Origin of the sequence: Streptomyces scopuliridis RB72 (assembly GCF_000718095.1) — a bacterium.
GTDB classification, from domain to species: Bacteria; Actinomycetota; Actinomycetes; order Streptomycetales; family Streptomycetaceae; genus Streptomyces; species Streptomyces scopuliridis.
On sequence record NZ_JOEI01000007.1, the window covers coordinates 223,885 to 241,781 of the forward strand.

At 70.1% G+C, this 17,897-nt stretch carries 16 protein-coding genes; 4 read left to right on the plus strand and 12 right to left on the minus strand.

Going from position 1 to position 17,897, the window contains the following annotated elements:
* Positions 1-25: 25 nt before the first annotated feature.
* Entirely contained in the window at positions 26-2,263 is a 2,238-nt protein-coding gene (locus tag IF11_RS0110065; protein ID WP_030351155.1) for an MMPL family transporter, read from the minus strand.
* A gap of 105 nt (positions 2,264-2,368) precedes the next feature.
* The gene (locus IF11_RS0110070) at positions 2,369-2,941 is read right to left on the minus strand and encodes a TetR/AcrR family transcriptional regulator (protein WP_030351156.1); all 573 of its coding nucleotides are present in this window, start codon (positions 2,939-2,941) and stop codon (positions 2,369-2,371) included.
* Positions 2,942-3,307: 366 nt separating this feature from the next.
* On the opposite strand from IF11_RS0110070, the gene IF11_RS0110075 reads away from it, so the two are divergent.
* Positions 3,308-6,682 carry a S41 family peptidase gene (locus IF11_RS0110075; RefSeq protein ID WP_051745743.1) on the plus strand — a complete coding sequence of 1,125 codons (3,375 nt, stop codon included), beginning with the start codon at positions 3,308-3,310 and terminating at the stop codon, positions 6,680-6,682.
* Positions 6,683-6,738: 56 nt separating this feature from the next.
* Here the strand turns inward: IF11_RS0110075 and IF11_RS0110080 are convergent, their stop codons facing one another.
* The 4 genes from IF11_RS0110080 to IF11_RS0110095 form a co-directional block, all read right to left on the minus strand.
* Positions 6,739-7,047 (minus strand): hypothetical protein, encoded by a 309-nt coding sequence (locus tag IF11_RS0110080; RefSeq protein WP_030351158.1) that lies wholly within the window; start codon positions 7,045-7,047, stop codon positions 6,739-6,741.
* Between the two features lie 86 nt (positions 7,048-7,133).
* Positions 7,134-8,033 (minus strand): SDR family oxidoreductase, encoded by a 900-nt coding sequence (locus IF11_RS0110085; RefSeq protein ID WP_030351159.1) that lies wholly within the window; start codon positions 8,031-8,033, stop codon positions 7,134-7,136.
* The gene (locus IF11_RS0110090; protein ID WP_030351160.1) at positions 8,030-8,929 is read right to left on the minus strand and encodes an alpha/beta fold hydrolase; all 900 of its coding nucleotides are present in this window, start codon (positions 8,927-8,929) and stop codon (positions 8,030-8,032) included. Before IF11_RS0110090 ends, IF11_RS0110085 begins: the two co-directional genes overlap by 4 nt.
* The gene (locus IF11_RS0110095; RefSeq protein WP_030351161.1) at positions 8,926-10,500 is read right to left on the minus strand and encodes a flavin-containing monooxygenase; all 1,575 of its coding nucleotides are present in this window, start codon (positions 10,498-10,500) and stop codon (positions 8,926-8,928) included. The genes IF11_RS0110090 and IF11_RS0110095 overlap by 4 nt, the downstream gene beginning before the upstream one ends.
* A gap of 140 nt (positions 10,501-10,640) precedes the next feature.
* Between IF11_RS0110095 and IF11_RS0110100 the strand changes: the two genes are divergently transcribed.
* On the plus strand, positions 10,641-11,336 hold the full coding sequence (locus IF11_RS0110100) for a MerR family transcriptional regulator (RefSeq protein ID WP_206300666.1): 696 nt from the start codon (positions 10,641-10,643) through the stop codon (positions 11,334-11,336).
* A gap of 111 nt (positions 11,337-11,447) precedes the next feature.
* Here the strand turns inward: IF11_RS0110100 and IF11_RS0110105 are convergent, their stop codons facing one another.
* From IF11_RS0110105 to IF11_RS0110135, 6 genes are all read right to left on the minus strand, one after another.
* Complete coding sequence (locus IF11_RS0110105; RefSeq protein ID WP_030351163.1) at positions 11,448-12,254, minus strand: exodeoxyribonuclease III; 807 nt, start codon at positions 12,252-12,254, stop codon at positions 11,448-11,450.
* 659 nt (positions 12,255-12,913) lie between these two features.
* Positions 12,914-14,398, minus strand: a complete 1,485-nt coding sequence (locus IF11_RS0110115) for a DUF2079 domain-containing protein (protein ID WP_051745744.1) — start codon at positions 14,396-14,398, stop codon at positions 12,914-12,916.
* Positions 14,399-14,445: 47 nt separating this feature from the next.
* A complete protein-coding gene (locus IF11_RS37710) occupies positions 14,446-14,892 on the minus strand; it encodes a hypothetical protein (protein ID WP_051745745.1) in 447 nt (148 codons plus the stop codon).
* Positions 14,885-15,400 (minus strand): SigE family RNA polymerase sigma factor, encoded by a 516-nt coding sequence (locus IF11_RS0110125; protein WP_030351166.1) that lies wholly within the window; start codon positions 15,398-15,400, stop codon positions 14,885-14,887. Before IF11_RS0110125 ends, IF11_RS37710 begins: the two co-directional genes overlap by 8 nt.
* Positions 15,401-15,561: 161 nt before the next feature.
* Positions 15,562-15,969: a rodlin gene (locus IF11_RS0110130; RefSeq protein WP_030351167.1), complete on the minus strand. Its 408-nt coding sequence runs from the start codon at positions 15,967-15,969 to the stop codon at positions 15,562-15,564.
* Between the two features lie 172 nt (positions 15,970-16,141).
* The gene (locus IF11_RS0110135; protein ID WP_030351168.1) at positions 16,142-16,552 is read right to left on the minus strand and encodes a rodlin; all 411 of its coding nucleotides are present in this window, start codon (positions 16,550-16,552) and stop codon (positions 16,142-16,144) included.
* Positions 16,553-16,807: 255 nt separating this feature from the next.
* Here IF11_RS0110135 and IF11_RS0110140 point away from each other — a divergent pair, with 255 nt between their 5' ends.
* Positions 16,808-17,215: a rodlin gene (locus IF11_RS0110140; RefSeq protein ID WP_030351169.1), complete on the plus strand. Its 408-nt coding sequence runs from the start codon at positions 16,808-16,810 to the stop codon at positions 17,213-17,215.
* Positions 17,216-17,532: 317 nt separating this feature from the next.
* Positions 17,533-17,766, plus strand: a complete 234-nt coding sequence (locus IF11_RS0110145) for a chaplin (protein ID WP_030351170.1) — start codon at positions 17,533-17,535, stop codon at positions 17,764-17,766.
* Positions 17,767-17,897 lie beyond the last annotated feature (131 nt).

Genomic DNA, 17,897 nt, shown 5'->3' on the forward strand with positions numbered 1-17,897 from the left:
AGCAGCGGCCCCGGGGCAGGTGGGGTCAGACGCGTACGAGTTCACGGTCCGCGCCGGGCCCGCCGTCCGGACCCCCCGAGGCGTCGTCCCCGAGCCGGTGGCGCAGCGCCTCGCCCTCCACGTCCACGTTGGGCAGCGCCCTGTCCAGCCAGCGCGGCAGCCACCACGCCTTCTTGCCGAGCAGCGCGAGCACCGCGGGCACGATCGCCATCCGGACCACGAACGCGTCGAAGAAGACCGCGATGGCCAGCCCGAAGCCGATCATCTTGATCATCGACTCACTGGAGCCGATGAAGCCGGCGAAGACCGCGATCATGATCACCGCGGCGGCCGAGACCACCCGCGCGCCGTGCCGGAACCCGGTGACGATCGCCTCGCCGGGCCGCTCCCCGTGGACATACGCCTCCCGCATCCGGGTGACGAGGAAGACCTCGTAGTCCATGGCGAGACCGAAGACCACGCCCACCATGAAGATCGGCATCATCGACATCACCGGACCGGTCTGCTCGACCCCGAGCAGTCCGCCGAGCCAGCCCCACTGGAAGACCGCGACGACGGCGCCGAGGGCCGCGACCACGGAGAGCAGGAAGCCGAGGGCGGCCTTGAGCGGCACGAGCACCGAGCGGAAGACGAGCATCAGCAGCAGAAAGGCGAGTCCGACGACGAGCGCGAGATAGGGCAGCAGCGCGTCGTTCATCTTCTGCGAGAAGTCGATGTTCATCGCGGTGGAGCCGGTGACCAGGACCTGGGCACCGTTGTCCGCCTTGATCTCCCCGCCGGTGTCCCGGATGGAGTGGACCAGGTCCTCGGTCTTGACCGACGAGGGGCGGTCCTCGGGGATCACCGTGATGGTCGCGGTGTCGCCCGCCTTGTTGAGGGTGGACGGAGTGACGACGGCGACGCCGTCCAGCTTCTTCACCGTGTCCGACAGCTCGGTGGCCGCCGCCTTCGCGTTGTCATTCGCCTTGCCGTCCACAACGACCATCAGCGGCCCGTTGAAGCCGGGGCCGAAGCCGTCGGAGAGCAGGTCGTACGCCTTGCGCTGGGAGGTGCTCGGCGGCTGCGAACCGTCGTCACCCAGACCCAGTTCCAGCGAGGCGGCCGGAATCGCGATGGCCCCGAGCCCCAGAACGGCCGTCACCAGAACCGCGACCGGCCGGCGCAGCACGAAGCGCGCCCAGCGGGTGCCCATGTTCGGCTTCGCGGTCTCCTCGCCGCCCGCGGCCTTGGTGTCCATGGCCTTGCGGTCCTTGCGGCCGTGCACCCGCTTGCCCACGAAGCCCAGCGCCGCCGGGATGAGGGTGAGCGCGATGAGGACGGCGATCACGACCGTACCCGCGGCCGCGAAGCCCATCTTGGTGAGCATCGGGATATTGACGACGGCCAGCCCGACGAGCGCGATCACCACGGTGAGCCCGGCGAACACCACGGCCGACCCCGCGGTGCCGACGGCCCGTCCGGCCGCCTCCTCGCGCTCCCTGCCCTCGGCCAGCTCCGCGCGGTAGCGGGAGACGATGAACAGCGCGTAGTCGATCCCGACCGCGAGACCGATCATCATCGCCAGGATGGAGGTGGTGGAGCCCAGGTCGAGGACGCCGGCCAGCGCGGTGATCGTGGAGACCCCGACACCGACCCCGATGAGCGCGGTCACCAGCGGCAGCCCCGCCGCGATCAGCGATCCGAACGTGATGACCAGCACCACCGCGGCGACGGCCACACCGATGATCTCGGTGGACCCGGTCTCGGGGGTGGCCTGGAGCGCGTCCCCGCCGACCTCCACCGTCAGCCCCTGCGCCCGCGCCTCGGCGCCGGTCTCCTCAAGCGCGGTACGGGTCGCGTCGGTCAGCTCCATCGAGGTGACCTTGTACGAGACCTGGACATACGCCGTCGAGCCGTCCTTCGAGACGGCGTTCGCGGTATACGGATCCGTCACGGAGCCGACCTGGCCGGACCCGCCCGACAGCTCGTCGACGATCTTGCCGACCTCGGCCTTGTGACCGGCGTCGGTCATCTTCTCGCCGTCCGGCGCCTTGAAGACGACCCGAGCGGTCGCACCGTCGGCACTGGCTCCTGGGAAGCGCTCTTCCAACAGGTCGAAGGCCTTCTGGGCCTCCGTTCCCGGTATTGAGAAGGAACTGGACGTGGGGGTGGACGCGGAGGCGGCTCCGACACCGGCGAGCGCGAGCAATGCCACCCACACGAGGGCGACATAGTTGCGGCGCCGGAAAGCGAACCGTCCGAGCTTGTAGAGGAACGTGGCCACGAGGGCGTACTCCCGGGTCTGTGAATGGATCTGAGGGCATGGGGAGCCGGCCCGACAGCGAGAGAGCGGCACGCGTCAGGTATTGCGGGTGCTACAAGGGGACAGTCAGACGCCGAGGGCGGGGAGGATCACGGCGTCGAAATACGAAGTGAGGAAGTCCCGGTCGGGCGACCGGTCCTCGATCAGCTGCCGGGCGACGATGGCGCCGACCAGCATGTGCGTGACGTACTTCAGCGCGGGATTGTCCGCGGCGACCTCGCCGCGGTCCACAGCGCGCTGGAGGATCTCCGCGAGCCCATTGAGCTCGGGCTCGATCAGGAGCTCGCGAAGCGCCTGAAGGAGATCGGGGCTGTCGTGGACGGCATGGAAAAGACCTCGCATCAGCGCGCTGTCCTTCTCCATCTGGCAGTCATCGGTGTGCGCCATCACGGCGTGGAAGTCACCGCGCAGGGAGCCGGTGTCCACGTCGACGAGCTTGATCGGCTTGTTGTGCCGCATCGCATGGGCGACCAGCTCGGGCTTGCTCCCCCACTGGCGGTAGAGGGTGGCCTTGCTGGACCGGGTGCGGGCGGCGATGGCGTCCATGGTGAGGGCGTCATAACCGACCTCGCGCAGCAGATCGAGCACGGCGGCGTACAGCTCTGCTTCACGCTCGGGGGTGAGCCTGCTGCGCGCCACGATCTGCTCCTGCCAAACGAAACGGTTTCGTACAGTACGAAGATAACCCTACCTCCAACGAAACGAAACCGTTTCGCTTGTGGCCTGAGCCACGTTTTTGAGGGCTCGGTTCGCGGCCGGAAAGACGGCACCCGGAACGAACAGGCACCCCGCGCGTCGGGCGGGGCGACCACCGGGGGGAGGGGGTCGGGGTCGGAGGAGGTGCGTTTCCGGACGTAAAGCGTCGCAGCTCGCGCGAAGCGCGGTGAGGAAAGCAGTCCGGACACGCACCTCCGGAGACCCCGGCACCCGGCACCACCCACCGCGACCCGCACCACAACGCACCCCGCACCCCGCCTCCGCTTCCCGCACCTTCACGACGATTCCCTGTGCTTCGCCGCCGAGGACGACCTCTGGGTCGCCCCCCTCGTCCCGGCCGGGCACCGCCCCGCCCGCGCCTGGCGGCTCACCGTCGACCGCACCAGAGTCGGCCACCCCCGCTTCTCCCCCGACGGCCGCCACATCGCCTATACGACCTGGCGCAGCCTCGACCCCGAGATCCATCTCGTCCCGGTCGCCGGAGGACCCGCCCGCCGGCTCACCTACTGGGGCGCCACCGACACCCGCGTCTGCGGCTGGACGCCGCCCGACTCGCACGGCGAGTCCCAGATCCTCGCGGTCTCCTCGCACGGCCAGCCGTTCTCGTACTTCGCCTGGGCCTACAGCCTCCCCCTCGACGGCTCCCCCGGCGGCGCGCTGCCCTGGGGCCCGGTCAACGACATCGCCGTCGCGGACATCGACGGCGGGCACCGTACGCTCCTGCTCACCGGAAAGCCGCCGCACGAGCCCGCCGCCTGGAAGCGGTACCGCGGCGGCGCGATGGGCAGGCTCTGGCTGCACGGCGAACGGCTGCTCGCGGACCTCGGGGGCCATCTGGACTGCCCGATGTTCGTCGACGGCCGGATCGCGTTCCTCTCCGACCACGAGGGCGTCGGCAACCTCTACTCCTGCCGTCCCGACGGCACCGATCTGCGCCGGCACACCGACCACGACGCCTTCTACGCCCGCCACGCCTCGTCCGACGGCCGGCGGGTCGTCTACCAGTGCGCGGGGGATGTCTGGCTGGTCGACGCGCTGACGCCCGACTCGGTGCCGCGCAAGCTTGACGTACGGCTGGGCGGACAGCGCGCGGGACGGCGCGGCTACCAGGTCCCGGCCAGCAGCCATGTCGCCGGCATCTCCGTGGACATGACGGGCCGGGCGAGCGCCGTCTCCGTACGCGGCAGCCTGTACTGGCTGACCCATCGCGACGGCCCGGCCCGCACGATCGCGGACACCCCCGGCGTCCGGGTCCGGTTCCCCGTGATGCTCGGCGACACCGGCCAGGTCGCGTACGTCACCGACGCGGAGGGCGAGGACGCGATCGAGATCGCGTATCTGCCCAGGGCGAGCGGCGAGCGGCAACCGCGACGGCTGGCCTCCGGGCAGCTGGGCCGCGTACGGGAGATGGTGGCGGACCCGGACGGGGAGCGGATCGCGATCGCCTCGCACGACGGCAGACTGCTGCTGATAGACACGGCGGAACCGGAACCCGAACCCAAACCGGAACCCGAACCGGAACCCGAACCGGAACCGACCGCAGAACCGCCGACCGACACGGAAACGACGGCCGGCACCGAAACAGCCACAGGCACCACCCCCACCCCGGAACCCACCTCAGAACCCACCCCAGCACCCGCCCCGGAACCCGTCACCGAACTCATCCGCTCCATCAACGGCGCCGTCACCGACCTCGCCTTCTCCCCCGACGGCGGCTGGCTCACCTGGTCCCACCCCGGCATCGGCCGCTCCCTCCGCCAGATCAAGCTCGCCAAGATCGCCGGCAGCTTCGCCCGGACGATCGTCGACGTCACCAACGGCCGCTTCGAGGACGAGAATCCGGTGTTCACCAGCGACGGCCGCTATCTCGCGTTCCTGTCCTGGCGCGGCTTCGACCCGGTCTACGACGTGCACACCGGCGACCTCTCCTTCCCGCTGGGCTGCCGCCCCTATCTCGTACCGCTCTCCTCCGCGACCCCGTCGCCCTTCGCGCTGTCGCCGGAGGGCCGCCCCGCCGCCGGCGGGCTCGATCCGTCCGTCGGCGAGTCCGGCGACGGTACGGTCACCGTCGAGGTCGAGGGGCTGGCCGACCGCGTCACCCCGTTCCCCGTCACCGCGTCGAAGTACTCCTCGCTGTACCCGGTCAGCGGCGGCGGTCTGGTCTGGCTGCGCTGGCCGATCTCCGGCGCGCTCGGCGAGACCTTCGCCAACCCCGCCGACCTGTCGGGCCGCCCCACCCTCGAACACTTCGACATCACGAAGGCGCGCAAGAGCGAACTCGTCGGCCATCTGGACTGGTTCGCGCCGAGCGGCGACGGCTCGCGGCTGGTCGTCGTGGACGAGGGCGAGCTGCGCGCCGTACCCGCCACCGAGCCGGGTGACGGCGATACGACCGTCTATCTCGACATGCGCCGGATCCTGCACGATGTCGACCCCGGGGCCGAGTGGCGCCAGGCGTTCGACGAGGCGGGGCGCATCATCCGGGCCTATTTCTGGGAGCCGGACCTGTGCGGCATCGACTGGGACGGGGTGCTCGACCAGTACCGTCCGCTGGTCGAACGGGTCTCCTCCCCCGACGAGTTCGCGGATCTGCTGCGCGAGGTCCTCGGCGAACTGGGCACCTCCCACGCGTATGTCACCCCGGCCCGCCGCAACGAGGGCCCGCCGCACTACCAGCGTCCGATCGGTCTGCTCGGCGCCAATCTGGTCTGCCGGGACGACGAGTGGATGATCAAACGGATCCTGCCCGGTGACTCGTCCGACTCCAAGGCGCGCTCGCCGCTGGCCGGTACGAGCATCCGCGAGGGCTCGGTCCTGACCCATGTGGACGGCCGGCCGGTCGATCCGGTAGCCGGTCCCTACCCCCTGCTGTCCGCCGCCGGCGGCACGACCGTCGAGCTCACCTTCCGGCCCGCGGAGCGCAACCGCCCCTCCCGCCGCGTCGCGGTCGTCCCGCTCATCGACGAACGGCCGCTGCGCTACCAGGACTGGGTGGCCAAACGCCGCGAGGCCGTACGGGAGATCAGCGGCGGCAGATGCGGCTATCTGCACATCCCCGACATGGGCGGCTCCGGCTGGGCCCAGTTCAACCGGGATCTGCGTCTTGAGGTCTCGCGCCCCGCGCTGATCGTGGACGTACGGGGCAACGCGGGCGGCAATATCAGCGAGCTGGTCGTCGAGAAGCTGACCCGCCGGATCATCGGCTGGGACCTGACGCGTGACGCCCAGCCCGTCTCGTACGCGTCGAACGCGCCGCGCGGCCCGGTTGTCGCGCTCGCCGACGAGGCGACCTCGTCCGACGGCGACATGATCACCGCGGCCTTCCGGCTGCTGAACCTGGGGCCGGTGGTCGGCCAGCGCACCTGGGGCGGGGTGGTCGGGATGACGGGACGGCACCGGCTGGGCGACGGCACGGTGATCACGGTGCCCATGAACGCCGCCTGGTTCGACGCGTACGGCTGGTCCATCGAGAACCACGGCGTGGAGCCGGACATCGAGGCCCTGCGCACCCCTCTCGACTGGGCGGAGGGCCGGCACGCCCAACTCGACGACGCGGTCTGGGTGGCGCTGGATCTGCTGGCCGGGCATCCGGCCTCGACACCGCCCGGATACGGAGCGGTCCCGGACCTGCGCCGCCCGCCCCTCCCTCCGCGCACGACGTAAAGAGGAGGCGCACCCGGCGGAAACCGGGTGCGCCTCGCTGTCATCAAGCCATTCACTCAGGCGTCAAAGCGGTCATCCAGCTCATCGCGCACGTTCTGCGCCCTGTTCTGCGCGTTGTGCTGAGCGTCGTGCGGGGCATCGTGCTGCGCCTGCGCGTTGTCCTGCTGGGCATCGTGCTGCGCGTTGTTCTGCCCCGGGTTGCGGTCCCTGACCGGTGAGCCGGAGCCGGGCTGCGAACCACGGTCGGGCTGGCCGGGACGGCCGGGCTGCTGCGTCCGGTCGTCCTTCTTGTCGCCCTGCCGCGACTTCGCCTGCTGGGCGGCGAGCTCTTCGGCCTTGTCCTTGAACTGATCGGCAATAGCCATGGAATGTCACTCCTGAAAGGGTGTTGGGGGGCACCGGAGTGGGGCCTCGACCAGACTGACACGCCCGGACATTCCGCGCATTTCGATCAGTTACGCTGCGTGCGTTCCTGCTCGTCGGCCGCCCCGCCCGCCCCGACAAGCCCCTTTCGCACGCCCGCCAGACGAGGTCCGAAGCGCCGCATCTCGCGCTGTCCGGCCGCCGCGATGACGGCCGGCAGATATCCACGTACGGACTGCGTCCCGCGCAGCCACCACTGCGCGTACACATGCGCCGAGCGCCGCTCGATCCCGGCGACGAGCCGGTCCACGGCGGGACCGAGCGGATAGGTACGGTTCGCCGGCCACGGCAGCCGCTGCCGCAACTCCCGCATCACCTCGTCCCGGTCCGCGCCGCGCACCATGTCGGTGTCCGTCCAGGACAGATAACCGACGCCGACCCTGACCCCCTGGTGGGCGACCTCGGAGCGCAGGCTGTGCGCGAAGGCCTCGACCCCGGACTTGGACGCGCAGTACGCGGTCATCATCGGCGCCGGAACGATCGCGGCCAGCGACGCTATCTGGAGGAAGTAGCCGCGGCTTTCGCGCAGGACGGGCAGGAACGCCCGCGCCGTCACCGCGCCTCCGATCAGATTGACCTCGATGACCCGCCGCCACGCGTCCGGGTCCGAGTCCTCGAACGGACCGCCGGTCGCCACCCCCGCGTTGGCGACGACGATGTCGACCTTGCCGAAGCGCGCCTTGACCTCCTGGGCGACCCGCGCCATCGCGGTGTCGTCGGTGACATCCGCGTACCACTGGTCGCTGTCGGCGTGCAGCCGGGCGGCGACCCGCTTCAGCCCGTCCTCCTCCAGACCGACGAGGGCGACCTTCGCGCCGCGCGCCGAGAGCTTGCGCGCCACCAGTTCGCCGACGCCGCGCGCCCCGCCCGTGACGACGGCGACCTGCCCTTCGAGATTCCGGAAACCCTGCCGACCCGCCGCGCTCATGCCACGTCCTCCTTCTCACCCAGGTACGTACCGACGAGGGACCGAATCGCGCCGGTGACGGCCTCCGGGGCCTCCACGGGCGTCATATGTCCCACCCCGGTGAGTTCGGTGAGCCCGGCACTGTCGGGCAGCGCGGCGGCCAGCGCCCGTCCATGCACCGGTGGGGTCAGCCGGTCGTCACTCCCCGCGATGACGGCGGTGGGCACCCTCAACTCCCGTACCTCCGCGTCGAGATCGAGCGCTCCGAGGACATGCGCCCAGGCCACCCGGACGGGCCGCGGACACGCGTGCACGATCCGGGCGCACTCCGCGACCCGGTCGGCCGCGGCGCCGCGGCCCATCGTCCCGTAGCGCAGGATCCGCTTCGACAGCGGCGTGACCGGCCCCAGCGGGGCGCGCGAGCCGAGGATCCGCCGGCTGATCCAGGTACGGGTACGGCCGGGCCGCATCGGTACGACGAGCGCCTCCGGGATCAGCCGCGAACTGCCGGTGCTGCACAGCAGGACGGCGGCCGCGTGCTCCCGGAAGACGGGCCTGCGCGCGGCGGCCATCAGCGTCATCCCGCCCATGGAGTGTCCCGCGAGGACGGCTCGCTCCCCCGGCTCCAGCGTGGCGGCGAGCACGGCCTCCAGATCGTCGGCGAGGGCGTCCGTGGAGTAGCCCGCGGAGTGAGCCGCGGGCGGCGCCGTACGGCCGTGGCCGCGCTGGTCGTAGACGATCACCCGGTGGTCGGCGGCCAGGTCCGCGAGCTGCGCCGCCCAGAACCGGATCGAGCAGGTCCAGCCGTGCGCGAGGACGACGGCGGGGCGGCCGTCCTCGCCGTGGACCTCGACATGGATACGGGTGCCGTCGGCGGAGACGGCGGTCAGTTCACGCTCCTTGTGCGGCTGCCTCATCGGACGCTCTCCTTCGCTGCCCGGGACCCGGCGGCCCGCTTCTGCGCCTGCCTGGAGACCCGCTCGGGCGCGGCGGCGCGGATCACCTCGTACTCCGCGAGATCGACCTCCCGGGTGGCCCGGCGGAACTCGGCCGTCGTCCCCGGCCAGGCGGTGGTGTTGCGGCCCTGCTCGTCCAGGTACCAGCTGGTGCAGCCGCCGGTGTTCCAGACGGTCCGCTTCATGCGCTCCTGCACCTGGTGGTTCCAGGCGCGTACGGCGGCGGGCCGGGGTCCGAGCGCCACGCGTCCGCTCCGGCGGCCCCCGAGTCCGTCCAACTGCCGCAGATAGTCGGCCATGTAGTTCAGCTGGGACTCGATGATCAGGATCATCGAGGAGTTCCCGAGACCGGTGTTGGGGCCGATGATCGTCATCCAGTTGGGGAAGCCCGCCGCGGTCGCGCCCCGCAGCGACTCCATCCCGTCCTTCCACGCCTCCGCGAGCGTGATCCCGTCGGCGCCCACCACCCGCTCGGCGATCGGCATGTCCGTCACATGGAAGCCGGTCCCGAAGACGATCGCGTCGGCCTCGCTCTCCGTACCGTCCGCCGCGACCAGCGTGGAGCCGCGCACCTCGGCCAGTCCCGAGGCGACGAGGTCCACGTTCGGCCGGGCGAGGGCCGGATAGTACGAGCTGGAGAGCAGGATCCGCTTGCAGCCGATGCGGTACGAGGGCGTCAGCTTGGCGCGCAGCACCGGGTCCTTGATCGCCTTCGTCATATTGGCCCTGGCGAGGGACTCGACGAGCCCGAGTTCGTTCGGCCGCTTGGTGAAGGCGTGGACCTGCAACTCCCTGATGCCCCACAGGAGCCGGCGCCGCAGGGTCCCGGTGAACGGCAGCGCCCGGTGCAGCCGGCGCTCGGCCCCGGATATCGCCCGGTCGACGCGCGGCATCACCCAGGGCGGTGTCCGCTGGAACAGCGTCAGCCGGCCCACCTCGGGCTGGATCGCCGGCACGATCTGTACGGCGGAGGCGCCCGTACCGATCACGGCGACGCGCTTGCCGCGCAGGTCGTAGCCGTGGTCCCAGCGCGCCGAGTGGAAGACCTTCCCCGGGAACCCGGCGAGTCCGGGTATCTCCGGGATCTTCGGATCGGAGAGCGGGCCGGTCGCGGAGACGATGACATCGGCGGTGAGTGTTCCGCGCGAGGTCTCGATCTCCCAGCGCAGGGCGTCGTTGTCCCAGCGCATCAGCCGTACCTCGTGGTTCAGCCGCAGATGCGGCCGGAGCCCAAAGGTGTCCGCGACATGCTCCAGATACGCCCTGATGTACCGCTGCCCGGAGAAGGTGCGCGGCCAGTCGGGGTTGGGCGCGAACGAGAATGAGTAGAGATGTGAGGGTACGTCGCAGGCGCATCCCGGATAGCTGTTGTCCCGCCAGGCCCCGCCGACCGAGTCGGCACGCTCCAGCACCACGAAGTCGGTCATCCCCTCCCGTCGCAGCCGGACGGCCGCCCCGAGACCCCCGAACCCGGACCCGACCACCGCCACGTGTACGTGTTCGCGCTCGTGGTCATGTGCGTGCTGGCCCATACCGCCTCCTGACACCGGACGACACCCGCGCAACTCCGCCAGTAATCACTGGCATGATGTGGAGGGTAGAGCAGTGCCGTACTGATGGGTAGGGGGCGGGAGCGGGAACGTTACCGCTAGTACGCCATAAGCTGGCGGGCATGGCAGAAGGCCGCGAACCCCGCGAGTACCGCATGGAGGAGCTGGCCCGCGAGGCGGGCATCACCGTCCGTACCGTGCGCTTCTACCGCGAGCGCGGCCTGATCCGGCCGCCGCGCCGGGAGGGCCGGATCGCCTGGTACGACGACCGCCACCTGGCCCGGCTCCGTACGATCGCGGGCCTGCTGGAGCGCGGCCACACCCTGACCGGCATCGCCGACCTCGCCACCGCGTTCGAGAGCGGCCGGGACGTGGGCGAGGTGCTCGGCCTCGGCGAACCGACCGAGGAGACCCCGGTCCGGCTCTCTCCCGAGGAACTCGCCGACTACTTCGAGGGCGAGGTCACCCCGGACAACCTTCAGGCGGCCCTCGACCTCGGCTATCTGGCCACGGACGGCGACGAGATAGTCCACATCAGCCGCCGCCTGCTGGACGTGTCGGCGGCCCTGGTCCGCGAGGGCGTCCCCCTGGCAGCGGTCCTCGAAGCCGCCCGCCGCGTCCGCGTCCACGCGGACGCCCTGGCCGAACTCTTCGCCACGGTCCTGCGCACCCACACCACCACGCCGGACACGGAGAAACTGCGCCCGCTGGCGAAGAGCGTGGTGGAGTCGGAGTTCTCGCTGGCCCTGGACCGCCACCTCCGCACACCCCCAGAACCCCCGGCACCCCCCAACCCCCCGGAACCCGCCGCCGGTTGAGAACGGGCCCTATGCGGTCTCGGACACAAGGCGCGGCCCGCGGCCCGCGGCCCGGACACCTGCCGTGGGCGGTACGGCGCCGCGCGGCAAGGGCGCTGCCCGAGAAGGGCGTTAGCCGAGATCGTAGGTGACCGTCACCGGCGCGTGGTCGCTCCAGCGTTCCTCGTGGCTCGCCGCCTTCTCGACGTACGCCTTGACCGCACGCGCGGCCAGGCCCCGCGTCGCCACGTGGTAGTCGATGCGCCAGCCCGTGTCGTTGTCGAAGGCGCGGCCCCGGTACGACCACCACGAGTACGGGCCCTCCCCGTCCGGGTGCTGGGCGCGGACGACGTCGACGTAGTCCGCGCCCGTCTCCTCGAAGACGCGGGTCAGCCACGCGCGCTCCTCGGGGAGGAAGCCGGAGGACTTGCGGTTGGCGCGCCAGTTCTTGAGGTCGGCCTCCTGGTGGGCGATGTTCCAGTCGCCGCACACCAGCACCTCGCGCCCGTCCGCCGCCGCGCGCTTCTTCAGCTGCTCCAGGTACGGGAGGAACTCGTCCATGAACCGGATCTTCTCGTCCTGCCGCTCCGTGCCCACCTCGCCCGAGGGCAGATAGAGGCTGGCGACCGTGACACCGGGCAGATCGATCTCCGCGTACCGCCCGCTCCCGTCGAACTCCGCGCTGCCGAAGCCGATCCGCGTACTCTCCGGCTCCCGCCGCGAGTAGAGCGAGACGCCCGCGCGCCCCTTCGCGGCGGCGGGCGCGTGCAGGGCGTGCCAGCCCTCGGGGGAGCGGACCTCCTCCGGGAGCTGCTGGGGCTCGGCGCGTACCTCCTGGAGGCAGATCACCTCGGCGGAGGTGCCGGCCAGCCACTCCACGAAACCCTTCTTCGCGGCGGCGCGCAGTCCATTCACATTCACGGAGGTCACAGTGAGCATTCCGACACACTACCCGCCCCGCTCAGATGCCCTCGGGCCCGGTCTCGGCCATTCCGCCGTCCCCCGCAACGCGCCGTAATGCCACACTCTTGGAAATTCCCCCGGGCGTTCACGCCGCTCACGCCCCGCCGCGACCGCTCCATTTGTTCCGCTCCGCCACGCGCGCGGAGAGCGCCCCGGAACCGGCGCCTCCGCGCGCCGTGCCGGAGCCCTTGCCGTCGGGGCAAATCGATTGTCCGCACTCGCACTTGGGCCACCGGAGCCCCGACCCCGGCACCAGATCAGCGCCCTCGACTCCGCGTACGGTCATTCCGCCAGCCCCCGCAGTCCGACGGCGACGCGCTCCACCAACTCGCGTGTGGGCTCGGGAAAATCCGGCGGCACCCAATCCGGGTCCCATCGCACATAATCCTGGCCCCCGCCCGATGTCGCCGGCTTGTCGATCTCTTCGATCGAGAGTGAATCCCTAGCCATAGGTGCGAGTCCTCGCCTCTTCGTGTGCAATTCCTTGTTTCTACACCCGAAGTGACCTTTACTCACTACTCCGCATGGGGAAATCTCAGTGACAACCCATATGGAACAAAGGGGAGTTGAACGCATGAGCGAGCCCGCCTTCTCCGCGCGCCTCGCCCGCTCCGTCACCGGCTCCGGCGCCCGCCCTACGTCCGCGGCTTCGCCACCCGTTCCAGCACCAGATATCCGCCCGCCTCTCCCGCGACCGTATAAGTGGCCCGTGGATGCAGCCGCTTCGCGTACGCCACCGGATCACCGACCCACCCCCGCCCGTTGTTGAGCGCGATGTAGTCCGGGGTGATGCCCCGCGTACCGCCCACCCAGAAGACCCGGCAGCGCGAGGTGAGCCGGCTGATGGGCCCCACGTTGGCCTCGACCGTCGCATCGTCGGGGATACGGTCCAGCAGCCTCTCCGCCGCCCTCACCTCGGGCCGGACCCGGTACGCGTCCGGTTCGGCCAGCGCCGACAGCGGCAGCGACGTCGTCAGCGCGAGCGCCGCGCCCGCGACCGCCGCCGGCAGGTGGCGCGCGTACGAACGCAGCCAGGGGCGAGCGCCGCGACGGGCCCGCTCGGCTGCGTCGACCAGCGCGAGCGTCACGATGGGCATCAGCACGGCGCTGTAGTGCCAGTCCGTGCCCCAGTAGTGGTCGTCCGACGACAGAAAGCGCCAGCCGAGCGTGGGCAGGGCGATCAGCATCAGCGGGGAGCGCAGCGCGAGAAGCCCGGTGGTCGGCAGCAGGAGCCAGAGGAGGGTACGGAACTTGGTGTCGATGCCGTCGAGGGGGCCGCTCCCGCCGTCGACCTTGACCCAGTAGTCGTACGTGTCGGCCGAGTTGAAAGCCGGTATGACGAACGCGAACGTGAGCACCGCGGCGACCACCGCCAGCGCCGCCACCGCCAGCGCGTCCGGCACGATACGGGGGGCCGTACGCCGCGCCCGCACCGCCACGACCAGCGCGATCGCGGCGGCGGTCAGCCCCAGGTCCTCCTTCACCAGCACCAGCGGCAGCGCCCACCACAGCGCGGCCCGCCAGCGGTGCGCCAGCAGCGCTTCGAGGGAGAAGGCGATCAGCGGGACCGCGAAGGCGATCTCGTGGAAGTCGAACTCGACCGCCCGCTGCACACCCCACGACAGGCCGTACCCCACACCGATCGCCAGCCCCGGCCACCGGCCCAGCAGACGCGCCGCGACGCGGGTGACGGGGATGGCGGAGAGCGCGAACAGCGCGGCCTGGGCGACCAGCAGCGTGATGGGCGTAGGAAAGAGCCGGTACGCGGGGGCCAGCAGCGCGGTGACGGGGCTGAAGTGATCGCCGAGGATGTTCACGCCGGGCCCCTTGAGGTCGGCGACCGGGGCCCGCAGCTGCGCGTACGCGCGTATCACCTGCTCGAAGATGCCCAGGTCCCAGGACATCGTGCGCAGTTGCCGGTATCTGCATATGGACAGCGCGGCGTACGCGCAGAACAGGAGCACGGCGACGACGTACGGATCACGGACCCGGACGGACCGCGCCGGGCTCGCGGCCTGTTCGGGAAGCGGCGTGGACGGGGGCGGGGAAGAGGGCGTGGAGACGGCGGACGGCGGGCTCGGCGTGCCGTTTTCGGGCAGGGCGAGGCTGACTCCGTGCATGGGTGTGGGGTCTCTCTATGAGTATGCGCCGGTGAACCGGACAGGACCTATTCGGCCGACGGCATGGAGATGCCCGCGCCGGAGGGCGGCACCGTGAGCGACGGCGTGATGCTGGGCGTGCCGGACGGCACTCCGCCGCCCGGTGAGCCGGTGGACACCTCGACGGACGTGGTCAGACGGGACGGCGAGGCGAACTGGCTACGGGTCGGCAGCGGATTGGACGGCGACGCGGACTGCGACGGGGTGACCGAGGGGACAGGACGGGCGGGCGGCTGCTCGGAGGTGAGGTTCAGCGCGGCGACCGCGCTCGCTCCGCTCAGCACACACACCGCGCACGCGGCGGCGAGGGCCAGCGTCGTACGCCGCCGCCGCGTCCCGCGTGCTTCGATCTCCTCGACGGGCAGCGGCAGCACCTGCCGCCCGCCCCGGTCCGCGGCGTGTTTGAGCGCGGCGGACAGGGGATCCTCTCCGCCACTTCGATGGAACTCAGGCACCGTGCTCCTCCTCGGAGGTGTCGGAGGCGGGTGAGTCGTCGAGCCCGGCCGCGAGCGCGGCCCTGGCCCGGGACAGATGAGTCTTGACGGTTCCGGTCGAGATCCCGGCCTCTGCCGCCACCTGCTCGACCGTCAGGTCGCACACGTAGTGCAGGACCGTCACCAGACGCTGTCGCTCCGACAGTTGCTGGAGTGCGGAGACGAGGGCGACCGTGCCCGGCTCGGGAGCGGCCAGGGTGTGCGGTTCGCTTCCGCTGTACCGCCGCCAGGCCTCCAGGGCCCGGCCGCGCCTGCGCCACCGGCTGACCGCCAGCCGGAACGCGACGGTACGGATCCACGCCTCGGGTCCCGCGTCCCTGTCCAGCTTCGCCCGGCGGCCCCAGGCTCGTACGAAGGCTTCCTGCACCACGTCCTGAGCCTCGTGAAGGTCTCCGGTCATCAGGTACACCTGTCCCACCAGCTGCTGAACGGAGTGAGCGTAGAACTCCTCAAACTCCTCGACGGTCATGCGGCTCCCAGGACGTGGTCAGATCTCAAGGGGTATACGCATGGGGCGGAGATCCGGTTGACACCGGTCCGCGAATATTTTCCGTACCCGTCGCGCACAGAGCCCGGACATGCCGAAGGCCCGGCCCCGCGCAGTGCGCCGGGCCGGGCCTTCGAGTGGGGTCAGCGGTTGCCGACACCGTTCCCGGACAGAACCGGGATGTCGTCCAGAATGTGCGACAGCGCCTCGTCGCCCTTAGCCTGCGTCGAGTTCTCGACACACTGCTGGTTCTGCGGGGAGGACAGCACGTTGATGTCCTGGACCGCGATCGGCACGGCGCCGATGAGGGAGCCGACGTTCGCCTTGAGCGGCAGACCGACACAGGGCTTGTTCAGCGAGCCCTGGACCAGGCCCAGCTGCGGGCTCATGTCGCCCTTGGTGGACTGGTTGCCGAAGGCCTGCTTCGCACCGTTGCCGCTGAGCGACGTGGTGCCCGAGTCGTCACCGATGGCAAGCGCCGGCGACGCGGCGGCAGCCGTGGCTCCGACGATCGACGCCGCTACAGCGGCGGTTGCCCACAGCTTCTTCATTTAAATACCTTTCCGGAAAGTCGGACTCCACCGGTGGAGTCCGACTCGTTCAACTCGCTCACGGATGGATTAGTTTCGACGCTTCCACCGAATGGCGTAATCCAATGTCAGAGAAAAAGGCCGGCACACCGCGCAATTCAGCGGCGGCCGACCTGGCAGCCCAGCCGATCTCTCAGCGGTTGCCGGTGCCGTTCCCGGACAGAATCGGGATGTTGTCCAGAATGTGCGACAGCGCCTCGTCGCCCTTCGCCTGCGTCGAGTTCTCGACACACTGCTGGTTCTGCGGCGAGGACAGGACGTTGATGTCCTGGACCGCGATCGGCACGAGGCCCAGCAGGGCACCGGCGTTCGCCTTGGCCGGAAGTGCGATACAGGGCTTGTTCAGCGAGCCCTGGATGAGGGCGATCTGCGGGCTCATGTTGCCGTGGGTCGCCATGTTGCCGTATGCCTGCGTGGCGAAGTTCCCGCTGGCGGACGTGGTGCCACCGTCGTTGCCGACGGCGAGCGCGGTGGGCGCGGCGGCGGCGGAAACGCCGACCACGGAGGTGGTGACGGCCAGACCGGCCATGACCTTCTTGATCACGATGAGTCCCCTTCTGAAGGAAGCCCCAAAGTCCCCGGGGCTACTGGTGCAACTCCGGACCCCGGGTTTGGTTCCGGCCCTTCACTCCAACGGCGTATTACCGGGGATCAACAGGGCCGCCATTCCCGGGAAAACCACGGGACAATGCCGTGCTCACCGGCAAGCCGATCGAGTGAAGCAGCGGAACCAAACAGCTGGTGACCGGTTGTGCAGGTCGCTCCGCATGCATTCTTTGATGAAAAGGAACACATCGTGATCAAGAAGTTTATGGTCGGCGCGGCCGTCGCCGTCTCGGTGGTCGGTGTCACGGCCGCGGCGGCGCCGGCGTTCGCCATCGGCAATGACGAGGGCACCACCTCCCTAAGTGGAAACGGCGCCAAGGAAGCCTTCGGCAACCAGTCCACGAAGGGCGACCTGAGCCCCCAGGCGGAGCTGATCCAGGGCTCGCTGAACGACCTGTGCCTCGGAGTGCCGGTCAAGGCCAACGTCGGCCCGCTGTTCGGTCTCCTCCTGCCGGTCGCGGTCCAGGACGTCAACGTCCTGTCCAACCCGCAGAACCAGCAGTGTGCGGAGAACTCCACCCAGGCCAAGGGCGACGAGCCGCTGTCGCACATCCTGGACGACATCCCGGTTCTGTCCGGGAACGGCGCGGGCAACCGCTGATCCCGCACCTCCCGCACCACGTACGGGCCGGCAGGGGCAACGGAGCCCCGGCCGGCCCGTACGGCGTTTCTGACGGCGAATTGAGGATGCGGCGGAAGTGCGGAATACTGCCAAATCCCGGATGCATTCCGGGATGCGCAGCAAAGAAAACATTATCGGGGCAATCGAGTGAAGAAACTACTACCGCATTCCCGGACAGTTTCTTCGGCACCGCGTAATCGTTGGACCTCCAGCAGCGGACGTGTGAGCCGGAAAAGCCGTGCTCGCGTTCCACGAAAGCCGTGCGGACGTATTCGCCGCTGCGGAAAGGGCTCAAGATGAAGTGCAAGAAGGCCGCAACGGTCGTCGCAGGCCTGCTCCTGGCCATGGGTGCCGCTGCCCCGGCCATGGCCGACGCCGAGGCGGAGGGTGTAGCCGCCAACTCCCCGGGTGTCCTCTCCGGCAATGTTGTTCAGGTTCCTGTGAACATCCCGGTCAACGTGTGCGGTAACACCGTCAACATCGTCGCCCTGCTGAACCCGGCCGCAGGCAACGTCTGCATCAACAAGTGACGTTGTAGGCATCCCACCGGGTGTTCTCTGCCGGTCCCGGGGCGCGAGCGACTCGCGCCCCGGGACCGGCCTCAGTTGGCACCGATTTCAACCAGCGACCACTGCTTGCCGCGATTGGCGGGCAGGAGGAG